The 19,434-nt window shown below is 45.7% G+C and carries 17 protein-coding genes; 9 read left to right on the plus strand and 8 right to left on the minus strand.

Annotated elements, in window-relative coordinates; all coding sequences use genetic code 11:
• Positions 1-6: 6 nt before the first annotated feature.
• From ACO1NU_RS16960 to ffh, 4 genes are all read left to right on the plus strand, one after another.
• Positions 7-759: a hypothetical protein gene (locus ACO1NU_RS16960; RefSeq protein WP_448819684.1), complete on the plus strand. Its 753-nt coding sequence runs from the start codon at positions 7-9 to the stop codon at positions 757-759.
• Positions 759-1,085 (plus strand): hypothetical protein, encoded by a 327-nt coding sequence (locus tag ACO1NU_RS16965; protein WP_448819685.1) that lies wholly within the window; start codon positions 759-761, stop codon positions 1,083-1,085. The genes ACO1NU_RS16960 and ACO1NU_RS16965 overlap by 1 nt, the downstream gene beginning before the upstream one ends.
• A 56-nt stretch (positions 1,086-1,141) precedes the next feature.
• On the plus strand, positions 1,142-2,143 hold the full coding sequence (locus tag ACO1NU_RS16970; RefSeq protein ID WP_448819686.1) for a DUF3078 domain-containing protein: 1,002 nt from the start codon (positions 1,142-1,144) through the stop codon (positions 2,141-2,143).
• Between the two features lie 66 nt (positions 2,144-2,209).
• Positions 2,210-3,550, plus strand: a complete 1,341-nt coding sequence (gene ffh / locus ACO1NU_RS16975) for a signal recognition particle protein (protein WP_448819687.1) — start codon at positions 2,210-2,212, stop codon at positions 3,548-3,550.
• A 45-nt stretch (positions 3,551-3,595) separates the two neighbouring features.
• On the opposite strand, the gene ACO1NU_RS16980 is transcribed toward ffh, so the two are convergent.
• Both ACO1NU_RS16980 and ACO1NU_RS16985 read right to left on the minus strand, forming a co-directional pair.
• The gene (locus tag ACO1NU_RS16980) at positions 3,596-4,897 is read right to left on the minus strand and encodes a UDP-N-acetylmuramoyl-tripeptide--D-alanyl-D-alanine ligase (protein WP_448819688.1); all 1,302 of its coding nucleotides are present in this window, start codon (positions 4,895-4,897) and stop codon (positions 3,596-3,598) included.
• Between the two features lie 118 nt (positions 4,898-5,015).
• Positions 5,016-5,510, minus strand: a complete 495-nt coding sequence (locus ACO1NU_RS16985) for a hypothetical protein (RefSeq protein ID WP_448819689.1) — start codon at positions 5,508-5,510, stop codon at positions 5,016-5,018.
• Between the two features lie 266 nt (positions 5,511-5,776).
• On the opposite strand from ACO1NU_RS16985, the gene ACO1NU_RS16990 reads away from it, so the two are divergent.
• A complete protein-coding gene (locus ACO1NU_RS16990) occupies positions 5,777-6,028 on the plus strand; it encodes a hypothetical protein (RefSeq protein ID WP_448819690.1) in 252 nt (83 codons plus the stop codon).
• A 110-nt stretch (positions 6,029-6,138) separates the two neighbouring features.
• Positions 6,139-7,893 (plus strand): glycoside hydrolase family 3 protein, encoded by a 1,755-nt coding sequence (locus tag ACO1NU_RS16995; protein ID WP_448819691.1) that lies wholly within the window; start codon positions 6,139-6,141, stop codon positions 7,891-7,893.
• A 41-nt stretch (positions 7,894-7,934) separates the two neighbouring features.
• Here the strand turns inward: ACO1NU_RS16995 and ACO1NU_RS17000 are convergent, their stop codons facing one another.
• Both ACO1NU_RS17000 and pepT read right to left on the minus strand, forming a co-directional pair.
• A complete protein-coding gene (locus ACO1NU_RS17000; protein ID WP_448819692.1) occupies positions 7,935-10,748 on the minus strand; it encodes an outer membrane beta-barrel protein in 2,814 nt (937 codons plus the stop codon).
• A 75-nt stretch (positions 10,749-10,823) separates the two neighbouring features.
• Positions 10,824-12,077 carry a peptidase T gene (gene pepT, locus ACO1NU_RS17005; RefSeq protein ID WP_448819693.1) on the minus strand — a complete coding sequence of 418 codons (1,254 nt, stop codon included), beginning with the start codon at positions 12,075-12,077 and terminating at the stop codon, positions 10,824-10,826.
• A 49-nt stretch (positions 12,078-12,126) separates the two neighbouring features.
• Here pepT and ACO1NU_RS17010 point away from each other — a divergent pair, with 49 nt between their 5' ends.
• Complete coding sequence (locus ACO1NU_RS17010) at positions 12,127-12,747, plus strand: rhomboid family intramembrane serine protease (protein ID WP_448819694.1); 621 nt, start codon at positions 12,127-12,129, stop codon at positions 12,745-12,747.
• Here ACO1NU_RS17010 and ACO1NU_RS17015 read toward each other — a convergent pair.
• From ACO1NU_RS17015 to ACO1NU_RS17025, 3 genes are read right to left on the minus strand one after another with little or no spacing between them, the layout of a single operon-like run.
• Positions 12,724-13,710 (minus strand): hypothetical protein, encoded by a 987-nt coding sequence (locus ACO1NU_RS17015; RefSeq protein WP_448819695.1) that lies wholly within the window; start codon positions 13,708-13,710, stop codon positions 12,724-12,726. The genes ACO1NU_RS17010 and ACO1NU_RS17015 overlap by 24 nt on opposite strands.
• Positions 13,711-13,726: 16 nt before the next feature.
• Positions 13,727-16,249 (minus strand): M1 family aminopeptidase, encoded by a 2,523-nt coding sequence (locus tag ACO1NU_RS17020; protein WP_448819696.1) that lies wholly within the window; start codon positions 16,247-16,249, stop codon positions 13,727-13,729.
• A 41-nt stretch (positions 16,250-16,290) separates the two neighbouring features.
• Positions 16,291-16,782: a thioredoxin family protein gene (locus ACO1NU_RS17025; RefSeq protein ID WP_448819697.1), complete on the minus strand. Its 492-nt coding sequence runs from the start codon at positions 16,780-16,782 to the stop codon at positions 16,291-16,293.
• A 126-nt stretch (positions 16,783-16,908) separates the two neighbouring features.
• Between ACO1NU_RS17025 and ACO1NU_RS17030 the strand changes: the two genes are divergently transcribed.
• On the plus strand, positions 16,909-17,403 hold the full coding sequence (locus tag ACO1NU_RS17030) for a hypothetical protein (protein WP_448819698.1): 495 nt from the start codon (positions 16,909-16,911) through the stop codon (positions 17,401-17,403).
• A 230-nt stretch (positions 17,404-17,633) separates the two neighbouring features.
• Positions 17,634-18,620: a pyruvate dehydrogenase complex E1 component subunit beta gene (locus ACO1NU_RS17035; protein ID WP_448819699.1), complete on the plus strand. Its 987-nt coding sequence runs from the start codon at positions 17,634-17,636 to the stop codon at positions 18,618-18,620.
• Between the two features lie 85 nt (positions 18,621-18,705).
• On the opposite strand, the gene ACO1NU_RS17040 is transcribed toward ACO1NU_RS17035, so the two are convergent.
• A complete protein-coding gene (locus ACO1NU_RS17040; protein ID WP_106292375.1) occupies positions 18,706-19,182 on the minus strand; it encodes an Lrp/AsnC ligand binding domain-containing protein in 477 nt (158 codons plus the stop codon).
• Positions 19,183-19,434 lie beyond the last annotated feature (252 nt).

Below are 19,434 nucleotides of genomic sequence, written 5' to 3' on the forward strand. Positions count from 1 at the left end.
CGTTGCTTGAAAAGTATTATCGCCCTACTTCTTCTTTTTGTTACCTGCACCGCTTTTGCCCAGGAGAAAACGGTGCAGGGCATTATCTTTGATAAGGACTCGAAAGCCCGCCTTACGCGTGTCTACCTCTATAACATGCGCACCCATTCAGGATTTTACAACAATACCAAAGGAGAGTTTAACACAAAAGCCGTGGTGGGTGATACACTCGTTGCTGCCCTGCAAGGCTATAACGTAGACACGCTGATCGTTCCACCGGCAAATACAGTCTTGTTCTATCTAAAGCGGAACAGCATTCTTCTGCAGGAAGTAAAAGTAACTGATAGCCTACTGAGCCCGCAGGAACGGCTCAACCGTACGCGCAAAGAATATAGTGGAATATACCGGAAAGGCGATCCACAGGATCTTCTGCAGCTGGGTACGCCTAACAGGCCGGGCGGGGCAGGTCTGGGAATTGACGCCCTTTACAGCCTGCTAAGCCGCGAAGGCAAAAATGCACGCTATCTTCAGGAGATCATTGAACGCGACTATAAAGACAATCTGATCAACTACCGTTACACACCGGCGCTTGTGAGCAGTGTAACGGGGCTGAAAGGAGAAAAGCTTAAGGATTTTATGGAGCAGTACCGGCCCTCCTACTATTTTATACTGGAAGCAAAAGATTATGGGCTAATCAGCTTTATCAAGGATGCATTCAGGCAATACACCATGAATCCGGCACTTAATCGACTCCCGCCTCTGGTGCCCGAATACAAGTAATGAAGTTTCCTGTGATACATATCTCCGGTCTGCCGGCAGCCGGGATGGCGTTATTTCCGTTTATACTGGTCAAACGCAAGGTTTACAAGGAAGACCGGGTGCTGATCAATCATGAAAAGATTCATCTGAGGCAACAGCTGGAGCTTCTGCTGATCTTCTTTTATATCCTCTACCTGATTCACTATTGCATTAATCTCGTCAGATATCGAAATCATCAGGAGGCGTATCTGAACATCGTCTTCGAGCGGGAGGCATATCGTATGGATAGGGACCTTTTGTACCTGAAAAGCCGCAAACCCTTTGCCTGGATCCGGTTTTTCGGGTAAGCAAGAAACACATTAGATTTTTAATAGTACCCAATTTTTCATTAATTTGCCGCGATATGGTGAAAAGGCTAATCTTTCTACTGTGCTTAACCTGCTCATTAAGTGCATTTTCTCAGGACGCTTCAACAGACACAACTGACTTGAGTGATCTGAAGCTTTATCCATCAAAAAAGCCACTTCCGGTTAGACAGCCTATTCTTCAGCTGCAACAGGTTGATATTCCGTCTTCCCAACTAGACTTAAAGGTGAATTACTGGCGCAATTGGGTATCGTTTGGTATCAATGTGAACCAGGCATCGTTCAGTGATAACTGGAGTGGAGGAGGGGTCAATTCCGTGGCTGTAGGTACAAACTTTAACTACAAAACGGATTATACCAAGGGCGATAAGAACTATGTTTCGGAGGTGATCTTTCAGTATGGAAAGATCAAAAACAAGGGGCAGCTTCAGCGGAAAACAAATGACCGTATTTATTGGGATAACAAATTATCCATGAAGCTTTCCAAGAACTGGAGTTTTTTCGGATCATTGAACTTCGAGTCGCAGTTTGACAGGGGATTTTCGTATGAGAAGAAAAAAGACAATGAAGGCAAAGAATATGAAGTCGCTCATACCATATCTCGATTTATGTCTCCGGCTTATCTGACGGAGTCTCTCGGTTTCGAGTACAAACCTAGCAAGTATTATTGGTTGCGTATTGGTACAGGTACAGCCCGGCAGACCTTTGTTCTTGATAGGGACATTCACAAGAAAATTCCTAAAAACTATGGGGTCGACACTACGAAGATTGTGCGAAACGAGTTGGCTTTCCAGCTGGTTAGTAATTTCGAGAAAGACATTATGCAGAATCTCTCGTTAAAGAGCCGATATTCCATGTTTGCCAATTACGAGAAACTGCGCAGCATTGACCAACGCCTCGACATCAGTTTGCTGGCAAAGGTGAACAGATTGGTGAATGTGTCGATTAACGGCGTCATTCTTTACGATGATGATGCGAGCGGCAAAATTCAGGCAAGTCAAACGCTCGCGTTAGGCCTGCTTTATAAGTTCCCCCATTGACGGAGGCTTGTGATCTTACTAAAAATAATATTTACCTTTGCGAGCTGTTTAAAAGCGGATTAAAAGATGTTTGAAAATTTACAGGATAAACTAGACAGGGCCTTTAAAGTACTTAAGGGTCAAGGGTCAATTACGGAAATTAACGTGGCGGAGACCATGAAGGAGATTCGAAAAGCCCTTCTTGATGCCGACGTAAACTATAAAACCGCTAAAACTTTTACCGATGAGGTGAAGGTGAAGGCATTGGGGCAAAATGTACTGACATCTGTTTCACCGGGACAGTTGCTTACCAAGATCATGAATGATGAGCTTGCTGAGTTGATGGGTGGAACGGCGACAGAACTTAGCCTCACAGCGAATCCAACAGTTATATTAATAGCCGGACTGAACGGTGCGGGTAAAACAACTTTCTCAGGAAAGCTTGCCAATTACCTGAAAACTCAGAAAGCCAGGAAACCGCTTTTGGTTGCAGGTGACGTTTACCGCCCTGCGGCGATCACGCAGCTTCAGGTACTTGGAGAGCAGACAGGTATTCCTGTTTACGCGAACCTTGAATCTAAGGACCCTATTGCCATTGCAGTGGAAGGTATTGCTGAAGCAAAGCGGAACGGTAATAACGTAGTTATTCTCGATACAGCAGGACGTCTGGCTATCGACGAGGAGATGATGAATGAGATTGCTGCGGTAAAAGCGAGCACCACCCCTCATGAGATCCTCTTCGTAGTGGATGCGATGACTGGTCAGGATGCCGTGAATACAGCGAAGGCTTTCAATGATCGCCTTGACTTTACCGGTGTTGTATTGACAAAGCTGGACGGTGACACCCGTGGTGGTGCTGCATTGTCTATCAAATCTGTTGTCAACAAGCCGATCAAGTTCATCGGTACCGGCGAAAAGATGGAGGCCCTGGATGTTTTCTATCCAGACAGAATGGCGTCCAGGATTCTGGGTATGGGTGACGTGGTATCCCTTGTGGAGCGCGCGCAGCAGCAGTTTGATGAAAAGCAGTCGGCAGAGCTTCAGAAGAAGATCCGTAAAAACAAGTTTGACTTCAACGACTTTATCGGGCAGATTCAGCAGATCAAGAAAATGGGTAACATGAAAGATCTGATGGGCATGATTCCGGGAGTGGGCAAAGCCGTTAAAGATATCGACATTGACGATAATGCTTTCAAGCCAATAGAGGCCATCATACAGTCGATGACTCCTTTCGAGCGTGAGAACCCCGATTCTATCAATCAAAGCCGCAGAGCACGTATTGCAAGCGGTTCTGGAACATCACTTCAGGAAGTGAATAAACTGATCAAGCAATTTGATGATATGCGTAAGGTGATGAAGCAATTCAGCAATCCTGCGGCCATGTCTAAAATGATGAAGGGCATGCCGAAAATGCCTTTCGGAAAATAATACAAAAAAGGACGTCTTGATAAACCAGACGTCCTTTTTTAATTTCTATAGATAGGGAACGAGAGTTTCCAGCTTCATCCCCCTTGAGCCCTTCAGCAGAACCGTGGATCCGGTAACCGGATTGTTTTGCATCTCCTCCACAGCACTTTGGATATCGCGGAAGAACATTCCCTGAGCATCTCCTCTGAGGCTGTAGAATACCTCTCCAATGAATATATTGCGGTTTGCAGCTATCTTCAATGCATAGTCGATAACACGCTGATGCTCTTCAGCAGATTCTTCTCCCAGTTCGAACATATCGGCCAGAATAAGCGTCTTGTGCGCAGCAGAAATGGCGGCGATGTTATCGATCGCTACTTTCATACTGCTCGGGTTGGCATTGTAATAGTCGCAGATCAGCGTATTGGTGGCCGTGCGCACAACCTGTGAACGATTATTCCCTGGTGTATAGGAGGACAGGCCCTGACGTATCTGTTCTGCCGACAGACCGAAGTGGATACCTACCGTTATCGCTGCAAGGATGTTCTCCAGATTGTAGGTACCGGTCAGGTTGGTAGCTATCTCTCCGCTCGTGCCTCCCGATGACCACGAGACCGTGAGAAGTGGGTCGTTGGATACGATAGATCCAGACACCAGGTTTTGGGCATTAAGTCCATAGGTGATGACTTTGGTCAACCCGCGGGACGTGTACATTTCACGAAGTATCGGGTTATCCTCATTGACGAAGATCGTACCGTCAGTCTCTCTGATGAAATCATATAGTTCCGCCTTGGCTATCTTCACTCCTTCGAAGCCACCGAATCCTTCCAAATGAGCCTTACCGATGTTGGTGATTAAACCGAAAGCAGGCTTTGCTATGGCAGATAGCGCAGCGATCTCCCTCTGATGATTGGCACCCATTTCGATAATGGCGATTTCCACGTCCGGCTGAATAGCCAGCAAGGTTAACGGAACACCAATATGATTGTTCAGGTTCCCCTGTGTACAGTATGCATTGTATTTCTCCGCGAGCACGGCGTAGAGCAGCTCTTTGGTGGTGGTCTTACCATTTGTACCAGTTATACCGATGACCGGAATCTGCAGTTGGTCGCGGTGATGCGCAGCCAGCTGCTGAAGTGTTTGAAGCACATCGGGCACCAGGATACAGCGCTCATCATGCTTGTATGCCAGGTCATCAATGACGGCAAATGCGGCGCCATTCTCAAGTGCTTTGGCGGCAAATTCATTTCCATTGAAGCTCTCGCCACGGAGGGCAAAAAACATGCTTCCGGGCAGGATCTTTCGTGTATCTGTTGTAACTATCCTGCTTCTGGTGTATAGCGCGTATAATTCCTCTATCTTCATCATCAAACTTTGATACAATTATAACAGGAAATTGGGAGAGCAGCCGACAAGATTTAAGATTTCAGGCATAAAAAAAGCCGGACTAGCCGGCTCTCTTATTCATCTATGGATATGAATACTATTATAAACTTTTCACGTAAGATACATCTCCATCGGGAGTAACTTTCACCAATACGTTGCCTTTATCGTTTGTTACGTTTACGAAGTAAACAGTATTGTAGAATCTTTTACCAGTCAGCATCTGAAGATGAGCATTCGGCTCGCCATCGAAATCGTAACGAACAACCTCATTTACTTTGTAATCACCATACAACTTAGTCAATCTCTTCTGACCTACAGCAGGGATCTTTTTAGCTTCAACGTATTGAGTTGTTGCAATGTACTCGCCATTTCTGTCGAAGAAAGCCGACATTGTTTTTCCATCCAGTGTAAATACTGCTTTCTGGAAGTTGCTGGTTACAGTCCACTTAACAGACTCAGCAGCATAATATTTGTTCAAGAAGTTGTTTTCAGCGAAATAAGATACCTCAGCGTCTTTGCCATCGTTCTTTGCGCCTGCAAAACTTTTAGCAGATAGAACAGTAACTAAGCAAACCAGGAATAAAATCTTTTTCATAATGTGTGTTTTTATTTTCACAACAAAGATACACACCATTTGCGCACTTGCCAAGTATTTGCGTTTTTTTATGAAATTATTATAATAAAAAGCTTAATTTATTGAAATAATAAAAAGAAACGTCTGCAAACGTGCGTCATTTGAGAAATTTTTAAAACCATAGTGCCTCACTTTAAAATATATTGCCGCGGTTAAATATTTTAAAGTACAGAAACCTATGCTCAACTGATTTGTTAAGAAAACTCATAAACATCTGAAATACAGCCATGAAAACGAAACTATTAATGTTAACGCTCGCCGCCGGACTAGGTCTGACAGCGTGTTCAGCGAGCCGCGAATCACAATCGGGATCAGACAGTGCTATGGTAGATAGCAGCGGAACTGAGACAACTACACCTGGAACGACTGATACTACCAGTCCTGGAACTACTACTCCTGATGCAGGTACGCCAGGCACTACTACTCCGGGAACTAGCCCAGGAACTACTCCAGACAGCTCAACTACATCCCCAATGTAAGGGAAGGGGCGGTCTGGATTTGCAGACCGCCTTACTATTTCATCCTTTGGGATAAAACAAATCAGAAATATTAATATTTGTAAATCAGTTACACATCAAATATTAATATTATGAGAGCCACCCGGCCCCGCTTATTTATACTATCCATCCTCCTTCTGGTCAGCTCCGCCCTTACCGCACAGCATAAGAAGCCCTTTTTCGAACCCGATGAAGCAAAAGACAGATGGGTTGATTCTATTTTCCGAAAGCTGAATAAAAAAGAAAAGATCGCGCAGATGTTTTTTGTCAGGGCGCATACAGACAAGGGGCGGGCCTATGAAGACTCGGTAGAAAAGATGATTAGAAAATGCAGAGTCGGTGGTCTGGTTTTCTTCCAGGGAGGTCCGGGCCGTCAGGCTGTATTGACCAACAGGTATCAGTCAGCATCACTTGTTCCCCTGCTGATTGCGATGGATGCAGAATGGGGGCTGGCAATGCGTTTAGACAGCACACTTGCCTATCCGTATCAGATGACTCTCGGTGCGATACAGGACACGAGCCTGATCTACCAGATGGGACGCGAGGTAGGCAAAGATTTCCGGGCTCTTGGCATGCACCTCAACTTTGCACCCGTTGTTGATATCAATAACAATCCGGCCAATCCGGTGATCGGCTACCGGTCGTTCGGCGACACCAAGTACAATGTGGCGGCGAAAAGCCAAGCTTATATGCAGGGGCTACAGGACGAAGGGATTTTGGTCAGCATCAAGCATTTTCCCGGACATGGCGACACCAACGTAGACTCCCATCATGATCTTCCGCAGCTAAAATTCACACGGGACCGCCTGGATTCGCTTGAACTGTATCCTTTCAGACAGCTCATCAATCAAGGAGCTTCAGGAGTGATGATTGCTCATATGAATATACCATCACTTGACGCGACGAAGAACTTACCTTCCACATTATCTCAACCCATTGTAACAGGCCTGCTTAAAAAAGAACTCGGCTTTAAGGGTCTTGCAATTACAGACGCCATGGAAATGAAGGGAGTGGTCAAATTCTTTCCAGAAGGAGAAGCAGATGTGAGAGCGGTTATCGCGGGCAATGACATTATCGAGCTATCAGAAAATACAAAGCGTGCCATTAAGCTGGTAAAGAAGGCTGTTAAACATGGCAGGATAGAGCGCGAGCAGATAAACGCAAGCGTGAAAAAGATCCTGGAAGCAAAATACTGGGCAGGCCTGAACATGGAGAAGCCCGTGGAAACAGAACAGCTTAGTGCTCATTTGAAACGTGCAGAGGCCCTGAGCCTTGTGCAGCGACTTACCGATGCGTCGACAACTGTTCTGAAAAGTGACAGCATGATTAAGGCGCTTGATCCCTCCAGAAGAACTGCCATTATCAGTCTGGGAACGAGTGAGATTTCACCATTCCAGAGAGAACTACGAGCACGGATACCCAACGCAACCAACTTCCTGATGTCAAAGATTGGGTCGGCAACAGACATCAGAGCTATGCTGCGCGAAGTAGAGAAATTCGATCAGGTTATTATGGCGGTACATGACTATCGTAAACGCCCCCAAAGCAGCTTGGATTACAATACCCAGTTGAAGATCTTTATAGCTGAACTTTCTAAGCTGAACACGATTACCTGCGTTTTTGCGAACCCCTATACGATTGCAGGCTTACCAGGCATTGAGGCTAGTAAAAGCTTAGTAGTGAATTACGAAAACAGCGTAGAAGCTCAGCGATCTGCTGCCAAGGTCATTACAAGCCAGATGCCGGCAATGGGGAAGCTTCCGGTAAGCATCAATTCCTTTTTCAAGACGGGAGATGGTATTAACTTCTTTCCGGAGCCAAAGCCTTTAATCGGGCAGGTCAATTAACAAAGAAGGGTACGGAAATTCCGTACCCTTCTTTGTTAATATTAGAAATTCATTTCTCTTCCTCCGGGGCGGCCACCACCACCGGGACCGAAGCCACCTTCGCGTCTACCGCTGGGGCCTCTGCCATTATCATTCTGTGAACGGCCTGCAAACTTATTAAAGCGATAAGCAAAGGTCAGCAGGAAATAACGGGTAAGCAGATTGGTATTCGTTACTGAGTACCCATTGTCGCCCTGAGTGGAGGTTACCCCTGCCGCCTGGTTCAACAGATCATAACCTTGCAGTCTCAACCTACCCTTTCTGTTAAAGAACTGCTTCTCCAGGTAGCTATTGATGACCAGGGGGTTAGTATTAACCCTTCCAAAGCCACTGTTAATATTCTTACTTCCATCCAGACCCAATATCCAGGTATTGAAAACATAGATTTTGGCACTCAGATCAAGTGCTACTGTAGAGTTCTTTGAATCGATGCTGTTGGGTAGGGAGTAGTTTACGAAACCATAACGATAGGAAACTCCAGGAGTTATGTCAACATTCTCGTTGGGGTTAATCTGCACCCTTGCCATCTGGGAGAATGTCCAGTTCTTGCCCACGTTTTTTTCATTATCAACGTAAGTAATGTCATTCGTGTAATTGACGGATCCACCCAGCTGCAGGCGGTATTTGCGATCTTTAAACGGCTTAGACCAGCGATAGTATGCATTGGAGGTATAATATCCGTCCTCATTTAGAAAGCGGCGCTCCTGGATCAGATTGTATGTAGTATCTGTCAGGCCAAAGATAGGCTGACGTATGCGGACGGTATTATTAATGATCCTGTCACTTACAATATTTCCTCTCACTCCGGCATTGAAATAAGACCCTGTCTCCGCACTTACATTATTGTATTCGATATTCAGACTTTGGTTCAGAGCGGATCTCAGGTTTGGATTGCCGATAACAGGGCTTTGCGGATTGCTCAAATCAACCACAGGCTGGATCTGCTCAAAGCTTGGCTCACTACTTGCTCCGGTATAGTTGATGCGAAGAGATACTGTTTTGGCGAAGTTATAGGAGAAACGAACCGTTGGGAAGAAGTTAAATCCTTTTTTCCCAGCCCTCACGTTATTCGTTTCGGAGTAGCCCTCCAGTGATGTTGGCTGAGCCGCAATACCAATTGAAAAGTTGTATAATTTGTCTCTGTCATAACGGTAGCTCAAACCAAATCTGTTTGTAGTAAAGGAATAATCGAACACGTTGCTTAACGAATCAGACCTGATATATCCGGAGGCACCCTCGAGATCTGTTATCCTGCTGTTGTCGTATTCACTCCGGTTAAACGCGTAAGTGAAATCTAATCGTGAATATACCCCGATAGGTTCTGTATAGGTTAGATTCAATTCATTATTGAAGCGTTCATTGTCGGTCTTTATCATCCGGTTGGATGCGGAATCAGCAACAATGATACCTCCGGTATCGTAGAACTCAAAAGCATCCCCCACGTTCTGATCGTTTCTGTTATACGATTTGTTAAATGCATAGGTCAAAGAGAGATTCCTTCCCGGTTTCCTGAAGCGTTTGTTATACAGGATGTCAGCACCAAAAGCAGGAGAACTGGCGTCGCTATTGGATACGGTGTTCTGATCCTGCCTTACCAGTTCCGTTATTTGCCGTGCAGTCAGATTATCAGACTTGCTTGTACTCAGATTCAGTGATGGCGATATCTTGAGGAAGTTCAGTGAATCGATCTTATACTCCATGTTCAGATTGAGTCCTTGATTGACATTGTCGCGTTCAGAACGGCTTGTCTGATTGGTAGTAATTTCCTGCTCTTTTGTCAACATGTAGGAGAACCTGTCGGTTATGGCGTTATTATTAGATGCAGAGATCCGGTAACTACCGAAGAGCGTTACTTTTTTGGAAACGTCTTTGCGGTAATCAAAACCGCCAGCCTGCGTGCTGGTAATACCACCACTATTTCCACCCCGCCCTCCGCCTGAACCCCGGAAGCGGCCACCTCGTTGGTTACCCCCTCCTGCAAAATCAAAGAGATTAGCGTTGGTATTATTCAGGTTGAACATAAACGAGAGCTGCTCATCATTATTCATTACTCTTCCCATACCGGAAGCAATATAACGACTGTCATTACCTCCCCCCGCAACTGCATTGGCTATTACGCCTTTATTTTTACTGGGACTGATGGTGATGTTCAGGATCTTATCAGGTTCACCACTACGTATACCGCTCAGGTTTGCCTGATCACCATAATCATCAATGATCTGTATATTTTCTATGATTTCGGCGGGAAGATTTTGCGTTGCAGTTTTCAGGTCGCCATCAAAGAAGTCTTTACCATTCACCCGTACACGCGTTACACTCTTACCCTGCGTCGTTACGTTTCCATCCTTATCCACCTCAAGTCCGGGAAGTTTCTTCAACACATCTTCCACGACTGAATTTTCCCGTACCGGGAAGTCGCTCGCCCGGTATTCGACCGTATCCTCTTTCACCGTGATCGGTAGAGCTCCTGACACCGTCACCTCGTTCAAAACATTGCTCTGTGTTTTCAACGTAATGACATTGAGTTTGAGCGGAGTATTGCCATCCGGAAAAAGGAAGCGCTGATTGAAACTCCGGTAGCCCAGGCTGCTGATACTGATCAGAAACTGGGATGACTTGACATTTCTGAAGGAGTATTTTCCGTCTATGTCTGTGCGGGTGAACAGGGTGTCTTTTGGAGATGTAAGTTTGACCGTTGCGGCGATGACACTGTTTTTGGTGGAATCAAGAACGACACCGCTGACATCCCTGGTAGATTGCCCATAAAGAAAGGAACTGATGAGAGTGGTTAAAAAGAGAAGTAAAATAGGTTTCATTGAGCTTAAATGAGTGTTTATTTTGATAGCGACCCATTTAAGACTCAATGTGTCCGTTGAGGTTTAACGGACGAACTAATTTTTTTCTTCCCAGATCAGCGCGATGTTCACGATTGTCTCCACTGCTTTCTGCATATCCTGAACAGAGACCCATTCATGCTTGCCATGGAAAGCATGCTCACCGGCAAATATGTTAGGACATGGGAGGCCCATAAAAGATAGTCTCGATCCATCGGTACCTCCACGGATGCTCTGAAGCTTGGGATCCATTCCTGCACGCTCTATAGCGAGGCGGGCATATTCAATCAGGTTCGGATGCTGATCAAGAACATTCTTCATGTTACGGTATTGCTGGCGGATATCGAGCTGATAAGACGAGGCTGGATATCTCTCTATTATTTCGTCGGCTATAGCTTTCAGAATCCTTCCATGATTCTGAAGTTCAGTATCATAAAAATCACGAAGAATGAAATCAATGGATGCTGCCTCAACAGTACCCTGCATAGCTACGGGATGGATGAAGCCTTCTTTATTAGAGGTACTCTCAGGAGAAAGCCTGTCTTTAGGCAGGGCAGCAACAATTTGAGAGGCGATCTTCAGAGCGCTTTCCATGTGTCCTTTCGCGAAACCGGGATGGGAACTAACCCCTGTGATGGTAATTCGGGCTGCGTCTGCAGAAAACGTTTCGTTCTCGATAGAGCCGCGCGTCTCACCGTCGACTGTGTAGGCGTACTGAGCACCGAGTTTCTCCAGATCTACCTTATCTACGCCGCGACCAATCTCCTCGTCCGGAGTAAAGAGTATCCGGATCTTCCCGTGTTTCAGATCAGGGTTCGACATTAGAAAAGCTGCCGCGTCCATGATTTCGGCGAGCCCTGCTTTATTGTCTGCGCCCAACAAGGTGGTTCCGCTGGCCGTAACAATGTCATGACCGATCTGATGTTGCAGGTCGGGATGTTCAGCAGCTTTGATCACCTGTCTGGGATCATCCGGCAGCACAAGATCCTGACCCTGGTAGTTCTTGTGAACGATGGGCGCAACCTGATATCCGCTGCAATCGGACGACGTATCCATATGGGAGCAAAAGCAGATAACGGGCACATTCTTATCGCTGGTTGCCGGTATTGTGGCATAAACGTATCCATACTCATCCAATTCTGCGTCGGAAATGCCCATTTCGCGGAGTTCCTCAACGAGCAGTTTGCCGAGGTTCTTTTGCTTTTCAGTTGATGGCTGCGAGGGTGAGGAAGGATCAGACTGGGTATCTATTGTTACGTATTTAAGAAAGCGGTCGAGCGCCGTAAACGAGTATGTTTTAAAACGGTCCATGGTATGGGTTTTCCGACAAAAGTAAAATATTTTGTACATTACCGCCATTATGCAAGAGCTATTTAGCCAGACGCCTGTCGCGGCGTTCATCTTTATTCTGACGATTATTACAAGTCTTTACGCATTCTCTAACGAGCAGATCTACGGGAAGTTTATGCTTCACCCCTATAGTGTTTCACGCGGACAGCGGGTGTATTCCATTCTGACAAGCGGTTTGATCCATAAAGACTGGGGGCATCTGTTTTTCAATATGTTCTCCTACTACTTCTTTGCTTTCACGCTTGAAAAAATAATAGGCAGCTGGCAGTTTGCTATCCTGTATATAGCAAGCCTGGCACTCAGTGATCTGAGTACCATCAATCGTCATAAGAATGACTTTTGGTATAACAGCCTGGGCGCCTCGGGCGCTATTTCAGCTGTCATCTTTAGTTATATCCTGTTCGATCCAAGCACCAAGTTCTACATCATGTTCATTCCGATCGGAATACCTGCCGTAATTTTTGGGGTACTTTATCTGATTTACAGCGCTTATGCTGCAAAGCAGGCGAGCGGCATCAATCATGACGCCCACTTTTTCGGAGCCATCTCCGGGATGATCATTACGATCATCTTCTTTCCCGGAGTGATTAATCATTTCTTTGCTGAGCTAGGCAGGATGCTGGGACGATAAGGGTGGCTGCGGATTATCGATGAAATCGCCTGCCTCGTTGAACAGAAAGCTCATCGGGTGTTCAGGGTCCTTCAGGATTTCGAACAGCAGGATGCCCCAGGGCTTCCAGAACGCTTCAAGAACCTGCGCATAGGTTTTTACCTGCCAGGCATCGAAAACAGGTTTGCTGCTAATGCGGAGCGGCATACCGTCGATATAGTGCACTCCTCCGGCAGACAGAACAGAGTATTCCGGGAGACGATTGAAAATATAGGCAGAATAAAAGAAGCGCGCGCAGAGCTCTTCGAACTGTACAGGCTCTAAGAGCTTACCGGCAACCTTGCTGAGGGCAGACTGATGATAATTGGCATTTTCCCCGTTATCCTGCAGACAGGCAATAATACCAAAGTCGGCCATAGTAAGCGAGAACACCAGTGTATTAATCTCATCCCTGTATATGAACGCCGCAGGCGGGTTGTTTACTGGAAATACCAGGATTTTCCAGGGCAGTATACCCTCAAATTCCATGGGCTGCAGGAGCGACTGCAACATCAGATGCAGATTTCCGAATTTCTGCGTCAATCCCTGAGAGAAGTTGAGTGCTTCGCCGGATGCCCTTTGCAAGCGAATTCCGGCCCTTACTTCATGATGGATCATTCCGTAGACCTGTTTAGCGATCCATTGAAAGAGGCGCAGGTCATCCAGCGCAGAAACGGCCTGATATCCCTGATTAAAAGCGGTACGGACTTCAGTCTCCAGATCATCAAGCGCGATAAAAGCACTTTCAGATACAGGAACCTTAATATCGGGGTACGTGAGTATATGCTCATCGAGCATCTTTAGCGGTTTATCTGCAAGGTGGAACTGATTCACCATCCACTCCGGAAAGACCTGGAGCTGCCGGGTGGCCTCAGAACCGCTGAGAAAGCAGACCTTTTCACTAAAATTGAATCGTTCGAACGGACGGAATAATGTAGTAACCATGAAATGGAGTTTGATATTAGGAATCCTTCTTCTTCAGCTCGGTAATAGCTGCGCCGACATGTTCGACCTGCTTTTCGAGCTCCTTCTTTTGCACACCACTGGCCCTTTTGGCCATCTCCTGCTTGACTTCCTTGAAAGACTCGAACAGGCCCAGTATATATCCATCGATGCCGTATTTGCGGTTATCCAGACCAATTTTCTTAAATTCTGTAATGCGGCGGTTAACGAGTTCGGTATCATCTGCCCTGGCCAGGATGCTCAGATAGGGAGTCACCATTTCGACTTTGTCCTGAAGGCCGGCTTTATCGAAAGATTCGGCGAAGAAAGGAAGCTCGGCTTCTCCTCCGCCGTAAGTATAAGCAGCAAGAATTGCTTTCGTGAGTTCTCCCTTGCTGTCCTTCTCCAGGCTCTTCGCAATGGGGAAAGCCTCTTCTGGGTTCAGCATAATGATGCCTGCAAGCGCTGCAGCCTGCACTGAGTAAGACCGGCTCTTGAGAGAAGCATCAAACATAGGACGGTTGGCAGCGTCGCGCATAGATGCCAGGCTCTGCAGAGCGGCGGCTCTGACCAAGGTCTTAGAATCAGATGAGGCCATTTCACGTATCACCGGAAGGGCCAGCTTCTGAACTGTAGTGTCTTTCAGATCGATATTGTTGACGGCAAATATGCGGAGGCCGTGGAATTTATCTTTGAGTCCCGCCAGCATGACCTTCCTTGCTGCTTCACTGCTTTGCTGCGAAGCACTGCAGGTGTCGAGGGCTTCCATCCGGTCTACATACAAGGGCGCATTGTAATATTGGAATACATACTGATCTAGCGACTTATTGTCCTTTTTCTTTGCCAAAAGCGTTTTATCAGCATCCACGTTCACAAGATCAGGTCTGCCATTTAATTTGATGACCAGGGTATCAGATTTCTTCTTTGTGAAAAAGCTATACCTTTCCTTTTTCCCATTTGAGTAAACGTCGACATTCAGAGGTATCTGAAATGCATTACCCTGCTGAGACTGTGTCAGAAATATCTTCTGGACACCGGAACTCTCATCCCATTGATATTTGATATCAAGAACGGGATGACCGCTGCTGAAGTACCACTGGTTGAAGAACCAGTTGAGATCTTTGCCACTTACCTGCTCCAATGCAAGGCGCAATTGGTGAGCTTCAGCAGATTTAAAGGCATTTTGTTTCAGATAGAGGTTCAAGCCTTTGAAGAATGCATCCTCTCCGAGGTAGCTGCGAAGCATGTTTACGATTCTGCCGCCTTTCTGGTAGCTAACCAGATCAAACATATCTTCTTTGTTCTGATAGTGAAAGCGAACCAGGTGCTTATCGGCATCTTTGGGTGAATTCAGGTAGCGCTGCATATCCTTATAGTTAACGGCATCGCCCTCATCCTTTCCGTATTTGTACTCCCGCCACAGCACTTCACTGAAGTTGGCAAAGGATTCATTCACAGTAAGATTGCTCCAGCTTTCAGCTGTGACGTAATCTCCGAACCACTGGTGAAACAGCTCATGCACGATAACATCTTCACCTTCATTCTCATCAAGCAGCTCCCTGTCTGTAGCCTGAACGAATTCTCCATGCAGTGTTGCGGTCGTGTTCTCCATAGCGCCGCTGACAAAATCGCGGACAACGATCTGTGCATATTTATTCCAGGGGAAGTCAACACCAAGCTTTTTAGAGAAAAATTCCATCATTTCGGGGGTATGTCCGAAGATCTGCTTTGCGTATGGTGCATACTTAGGCTCCAGATAATAGTCCACGTTGCGGTCTCTCCACTTGTCTTTAAATACGCGGAAGTCGCCCACAGCCATCATAAACAGATAAGGAGCATGAGGAAGATCCATTTTCCAGGTATCTGTACGCGTGCCATTGGTATTGAGCTTTTTCGAGATCTGCTTTCCGTTAGAAAGGGTTTCATATTTTGCGGGCACGGTCATGGTGATTTCGGCCGTAGTCTTTTGATTCGGGCGGTCTATCGTTGGGAACCAAACAGATGAGGCCTCTGTTTCCCCCTGGGTCCAGATCTGAACAGGCTTATCCTTATCAGATCCATCCGGATTGATAAAGTACAGTCCTTTGGCATCCTTTATTGCCTGGCTTCCCTCCGCTTTCAATTCGTTCGGCTTTGACACGTAGTCAATAAAGACGGTATATTTTTCGTCGCGGGTGTACACTTTCCCTAAGCTGATCTGCAGCGACATGCCGTCGTACGAATATTTCAGGGGAACCAGTGATTTTGTACTGATCAGCGAGACGTTCTTTATCTCCATTCCCTTTGCATCCAGACGCAGGGAATCAGTGGGATAAAAATAAGGTTTCAGGGTAATCCAGGCTTTCCCGTAGAGATAACATTTCGCATAGTCAAACCGGACGTCCAGCTTCGTATGAACAAGGGCATTGATCTTTGTTGCGGTTTCCCTGTAGGCTTCTTTTCCAGCACCGGCGGCTGAGTTGACCTGAGATATCCCGGTAGAAGGCACACAGAGGGCAAGGGAAGCAGCGAGCACAAACTGCCTGAATGATTTGTTCGTCATATACTTAGAAAATTCTTTGCTGTTTTTTGTTTGAAAAATAACTACTTAGCCTGGTATGATTTAGGATCAAGTGCATCAGGAGACCAGTTCGTCAGAAACTCGAGCACTTTCTTCGGGCTATGTCCATCGCCGCTTTCCAGATAGGAACTGTTTTGTGTGTGGAGGCGGTCACCTTTGCCATTGAGGACTACAAATACTGGAAAGCCGAATCGCTGCGGGTATCCTAAGGAAGCCAGCACTTGTTCATTTTTATTCTCTTTACTGTAATTCACATGTACGACAACATAGTCTGATTTTATCTTAGTAGCTAGCGTGTCGTTTTTTGTAACCAGTTCATTAAAACGAAGACACCATACGCACCAGTTGCCGCCAATCTGGAGCAACACATGTTTACCTTCCTGGTTTGCTTTTGAAACTGCCAGGCGGATCTCCGCTGCCGCATCGGCCTGGGGATTATAAATCTTAGCAGTTTGTGCCGAGGAAATCTCATTAAGACCCGAAAGAAGAAGAAATAATACGATAAACTTTTTCATACAGAGGTTATGTAAAGCTGAAAAGCAGAGCTCGCAAAGATAGGACGCTTTCTTAACATCTTTTAACATATGGGCGTTAAACTATATCCTGATTTTGTCATCTATTCATATAAACACACAGAAAATATGAAAAAGACATTTATAGCAGCCTTATTGATGGCAGGATTAGCCACTTCAGGCATGGCACAGGGAAGAGTAAACCAGGTACAGAGCAAGGACGGCGGACGAGGAGAAAAAGGGCGACACCGTGTCGAGAGTCCTGAACAACAGGCACGTAAGGCTACAGAGAGGCTGGACAGGGAACTTTCTTTAACAGAGAAACAACGGTCTGAAGTCTATAAGATCCATCTTGACAGAGCAAAGAACATGGCTATCTCCCGCGAGAAAGCACAAAAGCAGAGGCTCAAGGAAATAAAGAAGATGGAGTCTGAACGCTCCGACTCAGAAAAGAAATTAAACAGGATCTTGAATAGCCAGCAGCAGGCAAAATATGCATCCCTAAAGCAGTCGAGAGCAGAAAAATTTAAAGACCGGAGAGCCTATTCAAGTAAAAAGAGAGGGGATATGGCCAGACGTGACTCCAGCAACCGCAGCAGGGCATCTGTCAGACCTGGCAGATAAACTGAATTTCCAGCATCATAGATGGGCTCCTTGCGGAGCCTTTTTTGTTGATGAAGTGTAACAATTGCTGTGTATCTACCTGATGGCCCTGCTTCGTTCCCCTACCGGGAGAGGAAAATTACGATTTAATTCCTGTTGGAATCGATATCAGGCAATATCCTGCGCTTTGCTACTTGTTTCCCAAGCATTACTAGCTTATATTTGCGTTCCAAATATTGATTTAGCAAATAATGAGAGAAATACAGTTCAGAGAAGCGCTTCGTGAAGCAATGAACGAAGAAATGCGCAAAGATGAAAAGATATTCTTAATGGGCGAAGAAGTTGCTGAGTATAACGGTGCTTATAAAGTAAGCCAGGGTATGCTTGCAGAATTCGGCGCAAAGCGAGTAATCGATACACCAATCGCGGAACTAGGTTTTGCCGGTATTGCTACCGGTGCTGCTATGAACGGCTTAAGACCTATCGTTGAGTTCATGACCTTCAACTTCTCCCTGGTTGCTATAGATCAGATCATTAACGGAGCTGCGAAGATCCTTTCCATGAGTGGAGGACAATTTCAGGTTCCTATCGTATTTCGTGGCCCAACCGGGAATGCAGGACAATTAGGTGCTCAACACTCTCAAAACTTTGAGAACTGGTTTGCAAACGTACCTGGATTAAAGGTTGTTGTTCCGTCTAATCCTTATGATGCAAAAGGCTTATTGAAGCAATCCATTATAGATCCGGATCCTGTTATCTTCATGGAATCAGAGGTAATGTATGGCGATAAGGGCCACGTTCCTGAAGAAGAGTATTACCTGGAGATTGGAAAGGCGCATGTTGAGACAGAAGGTACAGATGTTACTATCGTCTCTTTCGGAAAGATGCTTCCTCGCGTGGTTCATCCAGCTGTTGAGGAGTTAACTAAAGAAGGAATCAGCGCAGAGGTGATCAACCTACGCACTGTACGTCCGATCGACTACGATACGATTATCAACTCTGTTAAAAAGACAAACCGTCTGGTTATCGTTGAAGAGGCATGGCCACTTGGATCTATTGCAACTGAAATCGCGTTTAAGGTACAGAATGAGGCGTTTGATTATCTTGATGCACCGGTTGTGCGTGTGGTATCTGCTGACGTTCCACTTGCGTACGCTCCAACCTTGATTAAAGAGGCGCTGCCTAATGCAGAGCGTGTTGTAAAAGCCGTTAAAAACGTATTGTACGTAAACAAATAAGAATTTATAGCATACAAAAAAGCCAATCCCGGATAACAGGATTGGCTTTTTTTATGTGGAGCCTTAAGAAGATTGTTTTTAGATCTTACAGATCCAGGCTGATCTGCCTTTTAATGCTTTCTTCGAGAGAGATGAATGTCTCGGTACGCTGAATACCTGCGACAGACTGGATATGGTCATTCAGAACCAAACGAAGGTGATTGGTGTCACGGCATATAATTTTTGCAAACATGCTCCAGGCACCTGTTGTATAGTGCAGCTCTACGATTTCTTTTATACCCCTTAATTTTTCAACGGCATCTTTATACGTGGAGCCTTTCTCCAGATAAATTCCGAGGTAGGCACAAACGTCATAACCTATCTTTTGCGCGTCAACCAGCAGGTTAGATCCCTTAATGATCCCAAGGTCCTGCATCTTTTTCATTCTGACGTGAATGGTTCCGCCTGATACTATCAGCTTCTTTGCGATCTCTGTATAGGGGATTGTAGCGTCTTCCATCAGGATGGACAGAATTTGCATATCGAGATTATCAATTTCTAAATTAAGGCTCTTCTTTTCCATAAATTTTTTGAAAGATATTAATATATATACGAAGTAAATAATAAGTTTACAAAAATTAAAATATTTTGTTAAAATATTTGCAACAAATACATATCCGCTGCTATATTTGTGTCAAGCAAACGGAAACGCGGGCTTAAATACTGTAAGGTGGTGAAACAGGCAGACACACCTCCTTGTCTCGGTGGCGGAGAATATGGGAAACCAGCAATGGCTAACCACTCCTTGAAGGTTCGATTCCTTCCCTTACAGCTC

The organism is Arcticibacter sp. (assembly GCF_053551015.1).

What these genes read in the sequence shown, in the direction of transcription:
- ACO1NU_RS16965 (WP_448819685.1), top strand. Translation starts at nt 759, where the DNA reads ATGAAGTTTCCTGTGATACATATCTCCGGTCTGCCGGCAGCCGGGATG.
- ACO1NU_RS16970 (WP_448819686.1), top strand. Translation starts at nt 1,142, where the DNA reads ATGGTGAAAAGGCTAATCTTTCTACTGTGCTTAACCTGCTCATTAAGT.
- ffh (WP_448819687.1), top strand. Translation starts at nt 2,210, where the DNA reads ATGTTTGAAAATTTACAGGATAAACTAGACAGGGCCTTTAAAGTACTT.
- ACO1NU_RS16980 (WP_448819688.1), bottom strand. Translation starts at nt 4,897, where the DNA reads ATGATGAAGATAGAGGAATTATACGCGCTATACACCAGAAGCAGGATA.
- ACO1NU_RS16985 (WP_448819689.1), bottom strand. Translation starts at nt 5,510, where the DNA reads ATGAAAAAGATTTTATTCCTGGTTTGCTTAGTTACTGTTCTATCTGCT.
- ACO1NU_RS16990 (WP_448819690.1), top strand. Translation starts at nt 5,777, where the DNA reads ATGAAAACGAAACTATTAATGTTAACGCTCGCCGCCGGACTAGGTCTG.
- ACO1NU_RS16995 (WP_448819691.1), top strand. Translation starts at nt 6,139, where the DNA reads ATGAGAGCCACCCGGCCCCGCTTATTTATACTATCCATCCTCCTTCTG.
- ACO1NU_RS17000 (WP_448819692.1), bottom strand. Translation starts at nt 10,748, where the DNA reads ATGAAACCTATTTTACTTCTCTTTTTAACCACTCTCATCAGTTCCTTT.
- pepT (WP_448819693.1), bottom strand. Translation starts at nt 12,077, where the DNA reads ATGGACCGTTTTAAAACATACTCGTTTACGGCGCTCGACCGCTTTCTT.
- ACO1NU_RS17010 (WP_448819694.1), top strand. Translation starts at nt 12,127, where the DNA reads ATGCAAGAGCTATTTAGCCAGACGCCTGTCGCGGCGTTCATCTTTATT.
- ACO1NU_RS17015 (WP_448819695.1), bottom strand. Translation starts at nt 13,710, where the DNA reads ATGGTTACTACATTATTCCGTCCGTTCGAACGATTCAATTTTAGTGAA.
- ACO1NU_RS17020 (WP_448819696.1), bottom strand. Translation starts at nt 16,249, where the DNA reads ATGACGAACAAATCATTCAGGCAGTTTGTGCTCGCTGCTTCCCTTGCC.
- ACO1NU_RS17025 (WP_448819697.1), bottom strand. Translation starts at nt 16,782, where the DNA reads ATGAAAAAGTTTATCGTATTATTTCTTCTTCTTTCGGGTCTTAATGAG.
- ACO1NU_RS17030 (WP_448819698.1), top strand. Translation starts at nt 16,909, where the DNA reads ATGAAAAAGACATTTATAGCAGCCTTATTGATGGCAGGATTAGCCACT.
- ACO1NU_RS17035 (WP_448819699.1), top strand. Translation starts at nt 17,634, where the DNA reads ATGAGAGAAATACAGTTCAGAGAAGCGCTTCGTGAAGCAATGAACGAA.
- ACO1NU_RS17040 (WP_106292375.1), bottom strand. Translation starts at nt 19,182, where the DNA reads ATGGAAAAGAAGAGCCTTAATTTAGAAATTGATAATCTCGATATGCAA.